Source organism: Anabaena sp. EIM26, from assembly GCF_057568715.1.
On sequence record NZ_JBWNLG010000003.1, the window covers coordinates 16,346 to 32,962 of the forward strand.

Genomic DNA, 16,617 nt, shown 5'->3' on the forward strand with positions numbered 1-16,617 from the left:
CAAAAACTACATTTTCAACGCAATCTGTCTAAACATCAGAAAAGTTACCAAAAACGTTTTTGGATGAAAGGATTGCGCTATGCGCTCTTGTGGTGAACTAAATCAAACAAAAAACCATGAGTGCCATTATCAATAATTACCGTCAATTGGATGTAGCATTTCTCCTGCTCAACGACTTGACAACAAAACTCCGCACGGCTGGGGCAAGAATCTCCGTTAGGAAAGTGGGAAATTTCCACAGAATCACTGTTTTAAAAGAACCCACTGTAGCCAGTATCGAGCAAATTCTTGGTGACACAAGCGAGGATACTGAAACGCCTCACCTCAGCAGTAATGATGCAATTACTTCACCCACTGAAAGCACTTCCTCAACAAATGATACTCATAGTGAAGATAGTGCTAATACAGTACCTACCCTCAACGAAGAGATTGAGAATAACTCAGTAGTAGATGCGATCGCTCAAACATCATCTGAATCTATTACACCACTAGATGATACTCCTAGTGAAGATGGTGCTAATACAGTACCTACTGTAAACGAAGAGATTGAGGATAATTCAGTAGTAGATGCGATCGCCCCAGCAACATCATCTGAATCTATTTCCTCAACAGATGATACTTCTAGTGAAGATGGTGCTAATACAGTACCTACCCTAAACGAAGAGATTGAGGATAACTCAGTAAAAGATGCGATCGCTCAAACATCACCTGAATCTATTACACCACCAGATGATACTTCTGGTGAAAATGGTGCTAATACAGCACCTACCGTAAACGAAGAGATTGAGAATAACTCAGTAAAAGATGCGATCGCTCTACCAGAATCATATGAATCTACTTCTCCGCCAGATGAAAGTCATACTGGTGACAGTAAAGATATTATTTCTGAAAACTCAGCAGAAATTATCACCAATTCAACTGATTCTCCTACACCTGATGACTCTTCCTCAGAAGTAACAAATATTCCCGATTCTCCAGAATTAGCAAGTTTGGAAGATTTACAAACCCTAACTTTAAAAAGACTAAAAGAGTTAGCCAAATTGCACAAAGTCCCTGGTTTCTCTCGCATGAAAGAGGAAAAATTAGTAACCAAACTGAATGGTTTAGCCACCAAAGAACAAATTGTGTAATAGTCATCAGCCTCAAATCTCTAGCAGATTTGGGGTTATTTTCTTTACGCAGGTTTCCCCCAATACAACCAGTAATCAATGCGCTAGGCGCAATCAAGTTTGATACTGGGCTGTATCCAATCCCAGCACTGAATTAGCATCAAATCATTCATTTGGCTGCATAACCGAGAATGCGCTATCGCGCTAATACCGTGAAAAAATTGATTACCCAAGGAAAATATTATGACTCAGCAGTATATCAATAAAGTTGATTTAGTTGGTCGCGTTGGTCAAACACCTGAGATACGCTACTTCGAGTCAGGTGCAATGAAAACATCCTTGACCCTTGCTGTTAAACCTCCCTACAGAAGTGAAACTCCGCTTTGGTTTGATTTAGAACTTTGGGGAAATATCGCTCAAGTCGCAGCAGACTGGGTTCAAAAAGGTTCGACTATTGGGATCACTGGTGAAATAGTCTTTGACAGATGGACAGATAAAAACACCAACGAACCCAGACAAAAACCAATCATTCGTGTCAACAATTTAGAACTCATCAGTTCTGCTCAACGCAAAGACTCCAATGAAACTGGTGAAGACGAAGACTCCATAATTAACGCCAATTTCTAGCAAGTCAAATACATCCCGCAGCATCTCTTTTGTCTGTGGGATGTTTTGGGTAAAAAGCGCAAAGCGCAATTTTTATGAACCATTAAAAATTTCATCACAAGGATAAACCATGATTAAATCAACCCAAACCATTCGACTGCTCACTATTGATGAAGCTTTTGATAGTCAAGGAGTCAAGATTGTCTATGGTGAATGTACTTTCTCGTACTATTCAAAAGATGGAGTAGTAGAAGACACCATTCCTTACAGAACCAAGGGAGCAGCAGCAGTTTCTATAGCTGAATCTGGAATTAATGCCACTGGTATTGCTATCGGCTATCTGGATCTTAACGTGGTAGATAGCGGTAAGGGATATAAGGAAAAGAAAACTACCTTAGTCATTCGCAACTTCATCTGCACTACTGCTGGTAATCGCACTCATACACCAACTGTTACTCCTGTAGTTCAACCACCCACACCACAGGAAAATACTCAACAGCTAGTTGGTGCTGGTGTAGCTACAGCTTCTCAAAACGGACATTCTCGGAATACTGATATTTCTCACATTCCCTTTTAATGATCTTACTTCTGGCTACTTTGCCAGAGGTATTTTTTTTCTGTGGGCAGATAATTTTTTTCACTTATCAGTGCTAGGCTATGACTTCAATGATAGATGTAGGAACTGTTATTTTTTTAACAATACTGTAGCCAAATTACGAGGGTTCAACGGCTGTAGAAGCATTGTGAATACGACCAAGAGAGGTAAGCTTGGCAAAAATCTGGGATAATAAAATAGGCTCAGGCTGTTGCGGAAGCATTTTTAATATTTCCCGAACATATCGAAAACCCCGACAATAAGCCTGAAGATCAACAATGCCAGCACCGGGATTATCTTCACGAAACTGAGCTAGAAGATAATGAGACAAATTGACCATAAAAAAAGAAAGATTAACAGCATTAGTCACAGCAGTTTGACCTCTGTTCATAAAATCTTCCAATCCCCAAAACTGTTTGGCATCTCGGAAATTAAATTCGATTTGGAAGCGCAACTTATAGTAGTCAATTATTTTTTCAGATGATAAAGTTAAGTCACTAGAAAACAGAATTACGTGACTGCGAGCATTAGTTTTGAGATTGGTTTTCACCAAAATAACTACATTCAGTGGTTGGCCAAATTCTTTGTGCAGTAGAGTAGCTTGATAAGTATCAGTTTTAATATCTTCTTCAAGACTACTTTGACGCAAATATGCCCCAGGAATATTACGCCAGTCCAACTTCTCTCCGTATTTACGACGGGAACGATGATTAGGGTCAGGATTGTGGTAAGGTATATATAATGCCGAATCGTGACGTAACTTGGAAATTATGTGTAACTTTACCTGCCTAGCCATCTGCAAAGCATTATTGTTCCCAAAGTGACCATCTACGACCAAGTAAGTGAGGGGAATAAAGTTAGCTATTAACTTAAATAGCTCATTAATCATCTTCTTAATTCTTAGCAATTCAGGTGTAAAAGTCACCTCCTTTTTATTTTTGTTTTTACTTCCTTTTGGTCGTCCCCGTCCACGTTTTTCTTGAGGTTTTACTTCTGGACTTGGCGAGACACTACTTTTTTCTACATCGCTTTTTATTACCTGTTCTATCTGAATCGGAAATGAGTGTCTTTGTTGAACACTTACTAATGATAATGTAAAGAAAGATAGTCCCAATATTGGTTTACTTATTAGACTGGAAAAGAACCTATCTAATCCATAGGTTTTTTTCCCGGCTTTGCTTATTACTACTTCGTCTCCTGCCAACAAATAAACATCATTTGGGCAGAACAAATGCCGCCGAAAAAACACCCAGAACACCGTTGTCCACGGTATGACTGTACGAAAAAATCTGATTACCGTCCGATAACTACCACCACTAAGCGTCCAACGCGATATTCCCAACATTGTGACTCGCCCGCTCATGGCTAACATGGCCGTGATGATCTGGCTTAACTGCCGCATCGTCGTCACTTTTATTTCTGGTAGTAGGCATTGCAACAGTGCTAGTATGTCAAACATGGGCTGTATGTGGCTTTCGAGTTGTCGTTGTGGAAGACTATAACTCTACTACATCAGCCCTCTTTTTATACTCCTTTTTTGGCTACAGTATTGTTTTAACCCATAATTTAAGCAATAGTCTACAGGTAACAGCAACAGAGAAAATTTCTGTTCCAAGATTCGGTTAATTCTCATATATTGATATATGATGCAAATGAATAAATATTAGACTTGTTAGGAAATAGATGGTAAAAATCGCTGAAATGCTTTCCGAGAAAGAAATTAAAGAATTTTAAGGGTTATTACCCAATGACTCTAATACTTTCTTAAATCATATATCAATATATGATGTAGAAAATCCGATATATGATACTCACATAACATCAAAAAAATAGTCATGCAAATTAGATTAGCTGTAATAAGTAATGCCGGAGGAAGTGGTAAGACAACCCTTTCTGTCCATTTAGCTCATGCTCTGGCAAAACGCAGGTATAACGTAGCACTGTTTGACCTCGATCCGCAAGGGTCACTGACGCTATTTTGTGGATTAAATCAACCAGAACCAGAACATACTTTAGCTGCTGTCCTCAAAGATGATTTTGATGGTAACTGGCCGTTGACACCATGCTGGAGTGAACACACGGATAAAGTAGTTATTTGTCAGGGTGGTATGGTTCTGACTCAAACAGCAGATGAATTAGTTTTACACAAAAGAGGAGCTTACTTATTAGGCGATCGCCTAACTGACTATCCTCTGGAACATGATTTAATCATCTTTGATTGTCCAGCCACCCTGGGTCCCTTACCTTTAATGGCGCTGACAGCCAGTACGCACATAATTATTCCCGTCCAGCTAGAACCCAAATCAATTCAGGGAGCGGCTCATTTACTGGAATGGTATTATTACCATTGCAAGCACTTACGCTTAAAACCCACACCAGAAATTCTCGGCTTTGTTCCCAACCAATATGATGCTCGACGTGCAGCCCATAGACAAATGTTAGCTGCATTGCCATCTCAGTTAGAGCAAATGAATATCCATGCTTTTCCAGAAATTCGGGATAGTGCTGAATTTGTTAACGCCAGTGGACAAGGATTACCATTACCTATTCACCGTCCCAGTCATCCAGCAAAAGATGACTTTAAAGAAATTGCCTCAAAATTAGCCGCTTTGATTGGCAGCAAGAGTAAAGAAAGCGTGAAAGTTTAACTAATCTGTCACACCCAAAAGTTGTACCTTTTTGATTTTGGCTACAAGTTTTAAATCCTCTCCCCTGCTCAATCATCGTTTCAATGTGCAAATTAAATCTGTGCTAATTTATGACCACTCGTAAATCTCCTGACCTCACCAACTATTTTTCAGGCGCAAAGCAATCCCAACAGTTATCAGAAGCTGAGGCAGAAATTCAACGTCTCAAAGCCGAAATCGAAGAACTCCGCTCTCAAGGATCAAGTGAGTTAGAAACACAGCTACAAACTCTTAGGGCGCAACTTCAGTCACAATCAGGTATCCAATCTATTTCTTTAGAAAAAATTCAAGCCAACCCAGAGCAACCGAGACAAACATTTTTATCAGAAAGTATTGAGTCTATGTCTCGTTCCCTGGTATCAGATGGACAACTAGAACCAATTATTTTAATTCAACGGGAACATTTAGTTATCTTTGATGGCGAACGACGTTGGCGTAGTGCTAAAAACTTGGGTTGGGAAAATCTGCAAGCTGTGATTATTCCTGAACCTGATGCTTTGCACCGTAAAGCTTTAATTACTTCTTTACATCGGGAAGACCTCAATCCTCTAGATAAAGCTGAAGCCATTGTGCGGGAGTTGGCAATAAATACTGGTTTAGAACCTCAAGATATTCCCCGTATTCTCTCAACGGTAGTACGCCGGTTGAATGCACAAAAACGAATGAATTCTGTTGTTGGACTGATTACGGTAACACCGGAAGAACAACAACAAGGTTTAGCTGTTTTGGACTTAGATCAACGCGAAGCGGCAATTTTCACTGTACTTTTAGATTTACAACTCAATCCCGCTTCTATTGATGCCAATATTTTTCCCATGCTTTCTTTAGCTGAAGACTTGAAAGCAGCAATCAGGTCTTCTGGTCTTAAAGGTGTTCATGCCATAGCGTTACAAAAACTTTCAACCAAAAATCTAGGAGTGCCAGAATCAGAATCAGAAGAAATCAGAATCAACGTTACCCAACAGGTGTTAACAGAAAAATTATCTGTACAAAAAACCCGGCAATTAGTAACTGAGGCGATCGCTTTACAAAGTACCGACGCTGAAAAAATCGAAAAACAAGTTAAACCAATGACTACGGCAACACGCTCTTTGTATAAAGTGTCTGGGGACGCGCTGAAGAAAGTTGAAGTGTCTCAATTAATGGAGTTTCAGGAAGTCCTTCGCAAGAAACTGGCAGAGATTGAAGAAGTAATCCAGGGAAAAAATAATAATTGAGAGCAGTTGACAAACAGCTTGAGACTAGAAAACTCAAACTTGAAATCACAATTTTATATGATTTCAACCATCACCTTGCCGTTGCGGCAATTTCAAACTTGAAATCACAATTTTGGGAACAAATTCGTGTAGCTATCAGTTGGAAGCTAACGCTTTTTTGAAAGTGAGCAAATAATATGACTTCCAAAACAATATGCTACAAGCAGTCATTCCCAACTCAAGCGAAACCTTCCTCCAAAACGCTGTTATTGAAAGATACAACTTCTCCAAACTAAACAAAACACGCATCCGGTTCAAGATTCAGTTAAAGAAAACAACTAAAAGCAATGCTCCAAAATGGGCAGATGTTCTTAAATCATCTCAAAATGAGCAAGAATCAGACTTAGTAAAAGTTACAACTTCAGAAGTTGGTTTAAAAGGTATCAAAGTTTTCAAAGCTCTAGATGAAGCTGCAAACAAACTTAGACAAGAAATTGCATCAGTCCAAGAATGGATGAATTATGACAATGGTGATTGGATTTGTTCTGTAGACCTAGCACCCATAGTGTGGAGTCAATTAATCGAAATTCGAGATAATATTGCCCCTACTTTACGAACTCAACTAAGAGAAGAGTATGACGAAGGTTATACAGATTATCAAGAACGAATTGATAAATTCCTCTCACTGAATGCTTGGCAGTTATCTGTAGAACAACAACAAGAAGTTAAGCAAAACTTAGTAAAAGCTTTTCCCTGTTTAGAGGAACTAGAAGACTATTTACAAGTAATAATTGGTCGTCCTGTGATTATTCCTGCTATTAGCGAGCAATTGTCAGAACAACAAGCTGAATGCTTAGGGCAAATCACTCGATTTATCGAACATTATGACAGAAATCTAGAACAAACACTCAGAGAATCAGCGATCGCCGGTGGTGAACAACTAGCAGCGCAATTACTCGAAGATTTGAGCAACTGGGAACCTGGACGCAAACCAGTTAACTTCAAAAAGAAAATGGAACGTCATTTCAAGAAAGTCCAAATGCTTTTGGGTAACGCCAGTTTTGAGGCAGGAAGCAGTCTTGGACAAATGATGACTCATCTAGAAGACATTCTTGAAAACGCTTCAGTAGATGCCAAAAGGCTTGATTCACAAGGGCGTTCTCAATTACAGGGGAAAATGGATGAAATTTACTCCAAACTTCTGGATGAACAACGTCATCTTCAGCGATTAACAAGCGATGAAGGCATGGGGTTAAGCAAAGCTACTGCTATGTCTCTCAAACTTCGCTGAAAAAAATAGTCAAGTATTTATATCATCGTTGAGCAAAAACGAGGTGTGAGGTGTAGATGAGAATAATACACCTCATACACTTGCTACGCAATTAAGAGCGGAAGTAATAGCAACTGTTTGCTTTCCTGTTTATCAGTATTAATTTCCCAATTCACAGTAACTAAGATGTCACATTTCTCAACTGTCACCACAAAATTAACTAATCGTGAATGTTTAGTTGATGCTCTACAAGATTTGCAGCTTACCGTCCAAGTTCATGAAAAACCACAATTGCTCAAAGGTTATTACGACGACTCTGAAGGCAAAAGCGCAGAGATTGTTGTCCCTGGTTCTACTTTAAATGCCCGCGCAGATATCGGGTTTCTGTGGGATCAAGAAGCAAGGCTCTATCAAATCATCCACGATGCCTATGAAACCGTACCCCGACTGGGAGAAAACTTCTTTTCTCATACCCTCATGGAAGCCTACGGTAAAAACATGGTTCGCGCTAAAGCAGCAGAGTTACAAGAACGGCTAGGAGAATGCACCATCACAGAAGAAACCACGGGTCAGGTACATACCTTGCGTCTTGCATTCTCAGCACATCAACAAACCCAACAAGTACGGAGATAATTTATGGAACGGGCAATATTGATACATTTTGACACTGGTACAGGTGAAGTAAAAATAGAAGCCGAAGGATTTGAGGGATTGTCCTGTCTGGAAGCAACTCAACCTTTTGAGGAAGCTTTGGGGATGGTACAGGGCGATCGCATTTACAAGCCCGAATCCCAGCAACAGCTTCGTAGCACTAATACCCATCAACACCGAATACACCAATAAATTTTCACCGGGGGAAAAACAAAATTCCCCCATCTTTAGCATGAGCAAAATTAAAAACCATGAAACTATCAAACCTAATTACCACCATTGATTCTCAAATACCCATCGTGGCTTTAGAAGTTCTATCTCCTGAAGAAGCAACCATTATTCAGTGGCTAACTACTGAAGTCATGGAAAAACTTAACAGTCCTCTATATTTCTGGAATTTAGGAGTATCCAGTTTAGAGCAATGTCTAATTGCTGATGACGGTGGACTGGTATTCAAATCAATTGAAACTTATAAAAAGCCTCCTCACATAGACCCTTTGATATATGTATTCGAGTACATCAACAATTTTGAGGGAAATGGGGTTTTCATTCTGGGAGATGTTCACCCTTTTGTCGGTAAAAACTCACTGCAATTGAGTTGGGAAGTTCTCACCAGAGTCAAAAACTTGTATCATCGTCTCAAACCTACAGAAAAGCGCATTGTACTTCTGGGTCAAAACATTCAACTGCATGAATCTTTACTGAGGCTAATTCCTTGCTGCGAAGTTCCTTTACCCAGCATTGAGCAAATTCAAGACCACTTAGAATCATATTTGCTGTATTTGCAAGAATCTGCCAGTGAGCAAGAGGTACAATTCACAGTTTCTCTGACCACTGAAGATAAAGAAACCTTAGCAAGAGCAGCATTAGGCTTGACACTGGAAGAAATTAGCGACTTTCTGAGGTTGACTGTGAAAGAACGCCTAACTTCTCAAGGCATTGTGATTGATGCTACAGTCATTTCCTTGGTTGTCGAATACAAAACCCGGCTATTGGCTCAAATGGGTATTGAATTGGGCAAACCAACAAAAATACCTTTTGGCGGTTTAGATTTACTGCGGGATTGGCTGCAACGCCGTCGTCGGTTGTTTTCCCAAGAAGCGCGATCGCTCAATTTACCCCAACCTAAAGGGGTACTACTAGCGGGACCACCGGGGACAGGTAAATCAATAGTAGCCAAGAACATTGCAACTATCCTTAATCTTCCATTGTTGCAACTAGACATTGCCTCAATGCTAGGTAGTCTGGTGGGAGAATCTGAAGGCAATGTCCGCCGCGCACTCAGTACAGCAGAAGCGATCGCTCCCTGTGTCCTTTGGATTGATGAAGTTGAGAAGGCACTTTCCGCTAATGGCGATACTTCTGGGGTTTCACAAAGAATTTTAGGAAATATCCTCACTTTCATGTCTGAATGTACAGCAGGGGTGTTTGTAGTAGCAACCTGTAATGACCCAACGGCTTTACCAATTGAGTTCAAGCGCAAAGGGCGGTTTGATGAGAATTTCTTTGTTGACCTACCCACAGAACCAGAACGTTGTCAAATTCTCAAGATTCATCTAGAAAGATACGGTATAAAAGTTCCCCAAGAGTATCTGGAAGCGATCGCTGCTACTACCATCAAGTTTAGTGGCGCTGAATTAGAAACTCTGGCATCAGAAGCTGCACTACTAGCTTTTGATGAAGAAAGACCGCAGCAGGTAACACTAGCTGACTTAGAAAATTGCCAGCAAAATATTACACCTTTAGCTGTTCAAGATGCTGCTGCTGTTGGGCGGATGCAGTCTTGGTCAAAGGTAGCACGACCAGCTTCTAGTTCTGTGCAGGTTTCCAAGAGAAGTCTTCGTACTTCTAAATTCCGTACCAATTAACAGGCAAGGGATACAGTCATATTTGCTATCGCTCTTGTCACTGCACTAACCATTTATGGTGAGTAGGTAATTCATTGCTTTACTCATCGTAAGCATATCCAAAGAAGCGATCGCAGGTAAATTATATATCACTACACCGCTAAATGTTAATTCGAGTTTTTAGCGGATTACTACCATGAAATGCTGTACTGATTATGGAAATATATTTAGTATTCGTAGATGCTGCTCAGAACAGTAATAAATTCTGGAGTGCCAAAGTTGAACAAGAAAATTTAACTGTTGAGTGGGGTCGAGTAGGATACAAATGTCAGCAGAAAGTTCATTCTTGTGGTAATTTTCAACAAGCAGTTTCTAAATTTCACAATCTCGTTGCTGAAAAGAAAATGAAAGGCTACCGAGAAAGCCAGCCTCAAATTGATCATACTTCTGATTCTTCGGAAATCAAAAGAGCTATCCAATTACTAGAAATATTACGTCCTTATGTAGCTGAAAGACAATTTGCCAATAGCAATTATTTAGAGACATTAAACCAATATCTCAAAATTGTCCCTACACCTTTGGGCATGAAAATAATCCCCTCCTTAATATACCGTCATGTAGGAGATGTAGACCACCAACTATCACTACTGAACTCTTTGTTGGCAACTGAATCTCTTCAAGGTGAAAATACAGCAGAATCTGGTAATAACAGGAAACTTGTCAGCTTAAAAACAATTAGTAAGAACTTTTGGAGGCATATTTAATACTGTTCAACATTCAAATTCTCAAGTTTTTCAACCTGTTAATGTAATTTTTTCAACCATAAATATTCACAAATTATTTATAAATAATATGGCTTACTAATGAATGTAAGCTATATTTTTTCTCTGATATCATTTTATTTTAAAGATGCACATATAGCATTTTCTAGTCTAATGAAGTACAAAATTATCTGCGTTTATCTGCGTCCATCTGCGTCCATCTGCGTTTAATTATTACTGCCCATACTTCACTTGAATGCGAATATCTATAACATATTTAAATTGTAACTTTGCGCTATGCGCCCATTACCAAAACTATTTTTTGGCAATGGTATATGTTTACAATCAATTCAACAATAGAATCAGAATTAAAAGTCACACCCCAACAAAAATGGGAAAACAACAAACAGGCAATTATTACCCTGCAAAATTTAAACACCACTCCCACTCAAGAACAACTACAAACATTAGCCAAATTCAACGGATGGGGTTGTTTACCTGAAATATTTAGCTTAAATCCACAAACCAGATGGGTTGCTAAAGCACAAAAAGAATTGCTAACTTTACTGGAACAAAATGAATTTAATAACGCTGCCAGTAGCATATTAAATGCCCATTATACAGAACCAAAAATTATCCGTAGTATTTGGGAAATGCTATCACGTATAGGATTTACAGGAGGCAGGATCTTAGAACCAGCTTGCGGTACTGGTTTATTCTTTGGACTCATGCCAGAAGATATACGCTGCAACTCAAAACTATTTGGAATTGAATTAGATAAAACACCCGCTACCATAGCCAAACATTTATATCCCGAAGCTCAAATCTATAATCAGGGATTTGAACAAGTCAGCTTCCCAGAAGAATATTTTGATTTGGTATGTGGGAATTTTCCTTTTGGTGACTATGGAGTAAATGACTCAAAATATAACTTTCTCGGAGTCAGCATCCATAACTATTTTCTGGCTAAATCTGCTGACTTAGTGAGAGAAGAAGGGTTAATTGCAGTCATTACTTCTACCTACACTTTAGATGCTCCCAGTTCTCACAGCTTCCGAACTTGGTTAGGACAAAAACTAGAACTGGTCACGGCTGTGAGACTTCCTAGTGGAGTATTTAACACCCTTGCTAGAACTCAAGTTAGCCCCATTCTGCTAATCTTTCAAAAAGTCAAAAATCCTCGCCATTCTAACACATCAAAATGGATGAATACTCAAGAAGTGCAAATTGTTCCTCAAGATTGGGGTAATGAAGGTGAAAAAACTAAAGCTCATCTCAACGAATATTTCTTGAGTGAATTTCAAGGCAGAAGTTTTGATAAATATTATCAAGACCAACTGCAAAAATCTCCCCAATACACACATTTACAACAGAGAATCTATCCTCATGTACATCACTTACTAGGCACACCAAGCATTAATAAACTGTACGGTGAAGGTTTTGCTCTCTTAGATGATGGTAGAGATTTATCTGAAGCACTGTGTAAAATACCTCTAAATGTTAACTACTCTCCTAGAAAAGAAACTGAAGAACTACTCTTAGTTCCCCCTGAATTGCAACATATTAAAGAAATGGCTTTTTGTATTCATGAAAACCAAATTTATCAAAGAGCGAAAAGTCATTTAGTTTTAGTAGAAACAGTAGAAAGAAATCGAATTGAAGATTTTTGGCAGTTACGTAGCTGTTTAATAAAAGTCATCAATGCCCAACAAACAGTAAATGATGAGGAATTAATACAAATTCAACAAGAACTTAAAAATACCTATAATTCATTCATTCGCAAATGGGGCAGAATCAATAGCAAGCACAACCTAATACATCTGGGAAAAGACCCAAACTATTATTTAGTAAGAACTCTAGAAAAGAGTAATTACAAATTAGCCGATATTTTCTCTAAACGAGTCTGTCGTTCATATTCTGCTCCCACAAAAGTCAATTCAGCCCAAGATGCCTTGACACATTCTCTGAATATCAAAGGTTGCTTAGATTTGGATTATATCTCAGAAATTAGCAATCTGAGTCAAGAGGAAATTATTCAAGAACTCGATGCTGATAATCTCATCTTTTACAATCCAAGTAACAAGAAATGGGAACTCGCGGCTCAATATTTATCTGGTAACGTTTACAGAAAACTGCAAGAAGCGATTGCTGCTAATTTAGCAAAAAACATAGAAGCACTTAAAGCAGTTCAACCGTTACCAATGCTTCCAGATGCTACAGAAGATATCAAACTTGCTTGTCTAGAAACATCAAATATTGATTGGAATTCTCTCACAGATTCCCAAAAAGATAAAATCTTGAACAAGAAGATTCACATAATGTTGGGTACAAACTGGATTAAACCAGGAATTTACCAGCAGTTTGCGAAAGAGATATTGAAAATCAAAATCACAATATCTCACATTACTTCATCTAGTACATCTTTTTGGACAATAGGGGGAAATTCTGACGATATTACAGAATATGGTACGAGTTACCTAGATAGTGCCAAACTTTTGGAAAAAGGATTAAATCGTCAAGACCCCAGAATCATTATTTACGAAAGCAAGGATACCATTAATACTCTAGCATCTAATGAAGCAACAGAAGAAGCTAGAGCTAAATTAGAATTAATCAAATTTGCTTTTAGAAATTGGATTTGGGAAAATCAACAAAGATGTGTGGAACTATATACATATTACAACACACAAATTAATGTTTTCTCTGCCCGAAAATATAATGGTAGTTACCTCCAGCTTCCAGGTAGTAATCCTGATGTGCAATTAAACTATTGGCAATTAGATGGTGTTTCTAGAATCCTTGAAGAAAATGCCACTTTTCTAGCCCATGATGTAGGACTTGGTAAAACATATACGATGATTGGATCTATTATGGAATGTCGAAGGTTAGGATTAGCTAATAAGCCAATGTTAGTTGTTTTGAATGGCACTGAAAAGCAAATTGAAGAGAGTTTTAGATATCTCTATCCAATGGCAAACTTATTAGTTCCTGAAAAGCTAGATGCCGAAGGGAGAAAAATCTTCACTGCTGCCATTCAAACAGGGGATTTTGATTGCACTATCATTACTCATTCCCAATTCTTCAGTTTAGCGTTATCGGAAAATTATCAATTAGCATTTCACAATCAAGAAAAAGAAATTCTCCAAGCTTTCTTGAGAAACGAGTTAAATGACAGAATTACCACTAAACAGCTAAAGAAGGCGTTAAAAAGCCTAGAATATAAAATCAACAAGGTAACAACATCAACAAGAAAAGACAATCACATTGACTTTGATGATTTGACAGATATGTTGGTAATAGATGAGGTTCATGAATTTAAGAATCTCTCGATTATTACCAAGATGTACAACATTAGAGGTATTCCCAAAAATTGGAGTCAACGTGCTAGTGATACCTACATGAAGATTCTACATATTCTGGGAGATATGCTCACAGAAACTTGTTCCCAATTCACAGGAAAGGTAATTGGTGCAACTGGCACAATTCTGTCCAATACTATGGCAGAATTATTTAATTGGATGCGGATGTTTCAACTTCCCAAATTACGAGAATTGGGAATAGAAACTTTCGATGAATGGGCTAGTCAATTTGCAGAACCTACTTCCTCTGCTGAAGTTACTGCTAGTGGTAAATATAAAGTAGTAACTCGGTTTAAGAGTTTCTGCAATATCCAAGCTCTCCGAGGGCTAATGGATCAGTTTGTTGACCTCCGCACAAATGATAACATTGGTGATGTTTTAAAACGTCCAAAACCTAAGTTTATTGATGTTGTTGTAGACCCATCTCCAGCACAGTTACAATTTCTTAGGGAAGCTCTCAAAAGGTCTGAGAAAATTTACACTCGGCAAGTTGCACCCAGCATTGATAATATGCTGAAGGTAACGACGGATCTCACAAAAGCTGCTTTAACTATGCGCTTATTGGGGGAAACCAAAGAAGCAGATATCAGTAAGTTGCATGAGTGTGTTTGGAATAGTTGGCAAATTTGGAAACTGACGAATACTGTCAAGGGAACTCAATTAATATTCTGTGATGCAAGTATTCCTAAACTAGATAAATACAGCACCTATTTGTATTTAAAAATGCTGTTTATAGCATTAGGAATTCCAGAATCACAAATTGCGTTTGTCCATGATTTTAACAAATCTAAACGGACTAAATTGTTTGAGTTAATTGATTCTGGTCAGGTGCGTATTCTACTGGGAAGCACAAAGAAATTAGGTACTGGTTGCAATGTCCACCGTCGCGGATTATGGGCTATACACCACCTAGATGCCCCTTGGCGACCTTCTGACCTAACTCAACGTGAGGGCAGAGGTGTTAGACAAGGAAATGGGGAATTTATGGGTTTTACCCTACCTTTTGTGTGGATATTTAGGTATATTACTGAACGTCTAGATGCTCTCAGATGGCAAACTTTGCAATGGAAGCAGGAAATGACTGCTAAATTCCTCAATGGTGAGGATTTGGATAATGTTGAAGATTGTGATCAGGGAATTTATTCCTATGCTCAAATTAAGTCAATGGCTACCGGAAATTCTTTGTTAATTGAGGAGTCTAATTTGCGTAGTGAGTTGAATTCTCTACTCATTCGTCAAAGGAGTCATCAAAGACAACACTTTAGTTTGGGTTGGAATATAGATAACTGGAATCGCAAAATTCAAGATTTAGAACGCAAGATTGACTGGCTTCAGGAAGATTTGAAAATAATCAAGCCAGTTTTGAAGGAAATAAAAGCAGCGCAAATTTCTAGACGAATATCGCTGGAGTGCAAAGAGATTTTTCAGAATCAATATACTTCTACAAGGAAGGTTGCTAATTACCGAGGTTTTGATGTGTATGCTTATTATCGTCCTAGTAATAGTAAGTTAGGTGTTTACATCAAATGTTGTGGAAATGAGTATTATTTCCCCTGGGTTATTGACAACAAAAAAGGAAGTCTTGAGTTTCAACGTTCTCATCCTTTAATCAGTCTTGATACTATGATAGATTCATTACCGGAATATCTACCAAGATTGCAGGAAGAATTTGAAAATGCAAAGGGTGAAAAAGCAAGATTGGAATCTCTTGTAGGACAATCTTTTGCACATTCAGAAAGGATTGATGATGTCTCCAGACGATTGCAGGAAATTGATGCTATTTTACAAGAAGATGAAGCTGCTTTGGATACATCAGAATTATCTTCTAATGATGAGAATGGTGAAGACAGTGATGATGATTTCTGGCTAAATGATGAAAGGTGTATTCAAGAATGCCATATTCACCCAGGAATAGTAGATAAATTGTTTAGTCGCAGCACGGAAGATATCGAATGGATTAGTGATATTTCTCAGGTAGTCAAGACTATTAAACCTATTGATTATCAAGCTTCTGCATCTAGCACAATTAGCAAAATTCATGATTTTCCTAGCAGTATAAAGAAGGTAGCAGGTGTGCAACTAACTCTGTTTTAAGATTACTGCTAGAGTTTTTGATGAATTCACAAATAGGTACTGGGGAACTACTTCCTCAGTACCTATTTTTTATTTTTTAAGTTAGATAATGAATACTTCAAAAACATTACATACAGCATTTTCAGGTAAATTGAGAGCATCCCAATTTTGAAAAAATAAATGCAGCCACACCCAAAACTCTCTGAAATTCTCTTTTTTTTGTGTACTTTACGGTTCAATTATATCAAGTATGGGATAATTTTCCGTTGTTAAATAAAAATAAACTTACACATTTTTCTTTTATATTTCACCTCAACTTTTATCTAGTCTTAGATCAATTTTATGTGAGGTTGCACATAATTCTGAAATCCGTTGATTTACCTGTTTTTATCCGCGTTTATCTGCGTGCATCCGCGTATCCTACGGGAAGCAAGCTACAATTATTCTATGCAGTTTCATATTA

General features: G+C 38.2%; 12 protein-coding genes. 11 read left to right on the plus strand and 1 reads right to left on the minus strand.

Features of this window, described 5'->3' with window-relative positions:
- Positions 1-116 precede the first annotated feature (116 nt).
- The 3 genes from AC012T_RS27195 to AC012T_RS27205 all read left to right on the plus strand — a co-directional run bounded on the left by AC012T_RS27195 (position 117) and on the right by AC012T_RS27205 (position 2,292).
- The gene (locus AC012T_RS27195) at positions 117-1,130 is read left to right on the plus strand and encodes a hypothetical protein (RefSeq protein WP_487067325.1); all 1,014 of its coding nucleotides are present in this window, start codon (positions 117-119) and stop codon (positions 1,128-1,130) included.
- Between the two features lie 222 nt (positions 1,131-1,352).
- Positions 1,353-1,736: a single-stranded DNA-binding protein gene (gene ssb / locus AC012T_RS27200; RefSeq protein WP_487067327.1), complete on the plus strand. Its 384-nt coding sequence runs from the start codon at positions 1,353-1,355 to the stop codon at positions 1,734-1,736.
- A 109-nt stretch (positions 1,737-1,845) separates the two neighbouring features.
- Positions 1,846-2,292, plus strand: a complete 447-nt coding sequence (locus AC012T_RS27205) for a hypothetical protein (RefSeq protein WP_487067329.1) — start codon at positions 1,846-1,848, stop codon at positions 2,290-2,292.
- A 136-nt stretch (positions 2,293-2,428) separates the two neighbouring features.
- On the opposite strand, the gene AC012T_RS27210 is transcribed toward AC012T_RS27205, so the two are convergent.
- A complete protein-coding gene (locus AC012T_RS27210; RefSeq protein WP_487059178.1) occupies positions 2,429-3,769 on the minus strand; it encodes a transposase in 1,341 nt (446 codons plus the stop codon).
- A gap of 376 nt (positions 3,770-4,145) precedes the next feature.
- Between AC012T_RS27210 and AC012T_RS27215 the strand changes: the two genes are divergently transcribed.
- The 8 genes from AC012T_RS27215 (at position 4,146) to AC012T_RS27250 (ending at position 16,175) form a co-directional block, all read left to right on the plus strand.
- Positions 4,146-4,958, plus strand: a complete 813-nt coding sequence (locus AC012T_RS27215; RefSeq protein WP_487067331.1) for a ParA family protein — start codon at positions 4,146-4,148, stop codon at positions 4,956-4,958.
- Between the two features lie 110 nt (positions 4,959-5,068).
- The gene (locus AC012T_RS27220; RefSeq protein ID WP_487067333.1) at positions 5,069-6,214 is read left to right on the plus strand and encodes a ParB/RepB/Spo0J family partition protein; all 1,146 of its coding nucleotides are present in this window, start codon (positions 5,069-5,071) and stop codon (positions 6,212-6,214) included.
- A 193-nt stretch (positions 6,215-6,407) separates the two neighbouring features.
- Positions 6,408-7,484 carry a hypothetical protein gene (locus tag AC012T_RS27225; protein ID WP_487067335.1) on the plus strand — a complete coding sequence of 359 codons (1,077 nt, stop codon included), beginning with the start codon at positions 6,408-6,410 and terminating at the stop codon, positions 7,482-7,484.
- Positions 7,485-7,649: 165 nt separating this feature from the next.
- A complete protein-coding gene (locus AC012T_RS27230; protein ID WP_487067337.1) occupies positions 7,650-8,096 on the plus strand; it encodes a DUF1257 domain-containing protein in 447 nt (148 codons plus the stop codon).
- 3 nt (positions 8,097-8,099) lie between these two features.
- Positions 8,100-8,306, plus strand: coding sequence for a DUF2997 domain-containing protein (locus AC012T_RS27235; protein ID WP_487067339.1), 207 nt, complete (start codon positions 8,100-8,102; stop codon positions 8,304-8,306).
- 59 nt (positions 8,307-8,365) lie between these two features.
- Positions 8,366-9,982 (plus strand): AAA family ATPase, encoded by a 1,617-nt coding sequence (locus tag AC012T_RS27240; protein WP_487067341.1) that lies wholly within the window; start codon positions 8,366-8,368, stop codon positions 9,980-9,982.
- 194 nt (positions 9,983-10,176) lie between these two features.
- Positions 10,177-10,725 carry a WGR domain-containing protein gene (locus AC012T_RS27245; RefSeq protein ID WP_487067343.1) on the plus strand — a complete coding sequence of 183 codons (549 nt, stop codon included), beginning with the start codon at positions 10,177-10,179 and terminating at the stop codon, positions 10,723-10,725.
- 332 nt (positions 10,726-11,057) lie between these two features.
- Positions 11,058-16,175, plus strand: a complete 5,118-nt coding sequence (locus tag AC012T_RS27250; protein ID WP_487067345.1) for a DEAD/DEAH box helicase family protein — start codon at positions 11,058-11,060, stop codon at positions 16,173-16,175.
- The last annotated feature ends 442 nt before the right edge of the window (positions 16,176-16,617 follow it).

Coding starts and splice junctions, on each gene's coding strand:
- AC012T_RS27195 (WP_487067325.1), top strand. CDS start 117: ATGAGTGCCATTATCAATAATTACCGTCAATTGGATGTAGCATTTCTC.
- ssb (WP_487067327.1), top strand. CDS start 1,353: ATGACTCAGCAGTATATCAATAAAGTTGATTTAGTTGGTCGCGTTGGT.
- AC012T_RS27205 (WP_487067329.1), top strand. CDS start 1,846: ATGATTAAATCAACCCAAACCATTCGACTGCTCACTATTGATGAAGCT.
- AC012T_RS27210 (WP_487059178.1), bottom strand. CDS start 3,769: ATGTTTGACATACTAGCACTGTTGCAATGCCTACTACCAGAAATAAAA.
- AC012T_RS27215 (WP_487067331.1), top strand. CDS start 4,146: ATGCAAATTAGATTAGCTGTAATAAGTAATGCCGGAGGAAGTGGTAAG.
- AC012T_RS27220 (WP_487067333.1), top strand. CDS start 5,069: ATGACCACTCGTAAATCTCCTGACCTCACCAACTATTTTTCAGGCGCA.
- AC012T_RS27225 (WP_487067335.1), top strand. CDS start 6,408: ATGCTACAAGCAGTCATTCCCAACTCAAGCGAAACCTTCCTCCAAAAC.
- AC012T_RS27230 (WP_487067337.1), top strand. CDS start 7,650: ATGTCACATTTCTCAACTGTCACCACAAAATTAACTAATCGTGAATGT.
- AC012T_RS27235 (WP_487067339.1), top strand. CDS start 8,100: ATGGAACGGGCAATATTGATACATTTTGACACTGGTACAGGTGAAGTA.
- AC012T_RS27240 (WP_487067341.1), top strand. CDS start 8,366: ATGAAACTATCAAACCTAATTACCACCATTGATTCTCAAATACCCATC.
- AC012T_RS27245 (WP_487067343.1), top strand. CDS start 10,177: ATGGAAATATATTTAGTATTCGTAGATGCTGCTCAGAACAGTAATAAA.
- AC012T_RS27250 (WP_487067345.1), top strand. CDS start 11,058: ATGTTTACAATCAATTCAACAATAGAATCAGAATTAAAAGTCACACCC.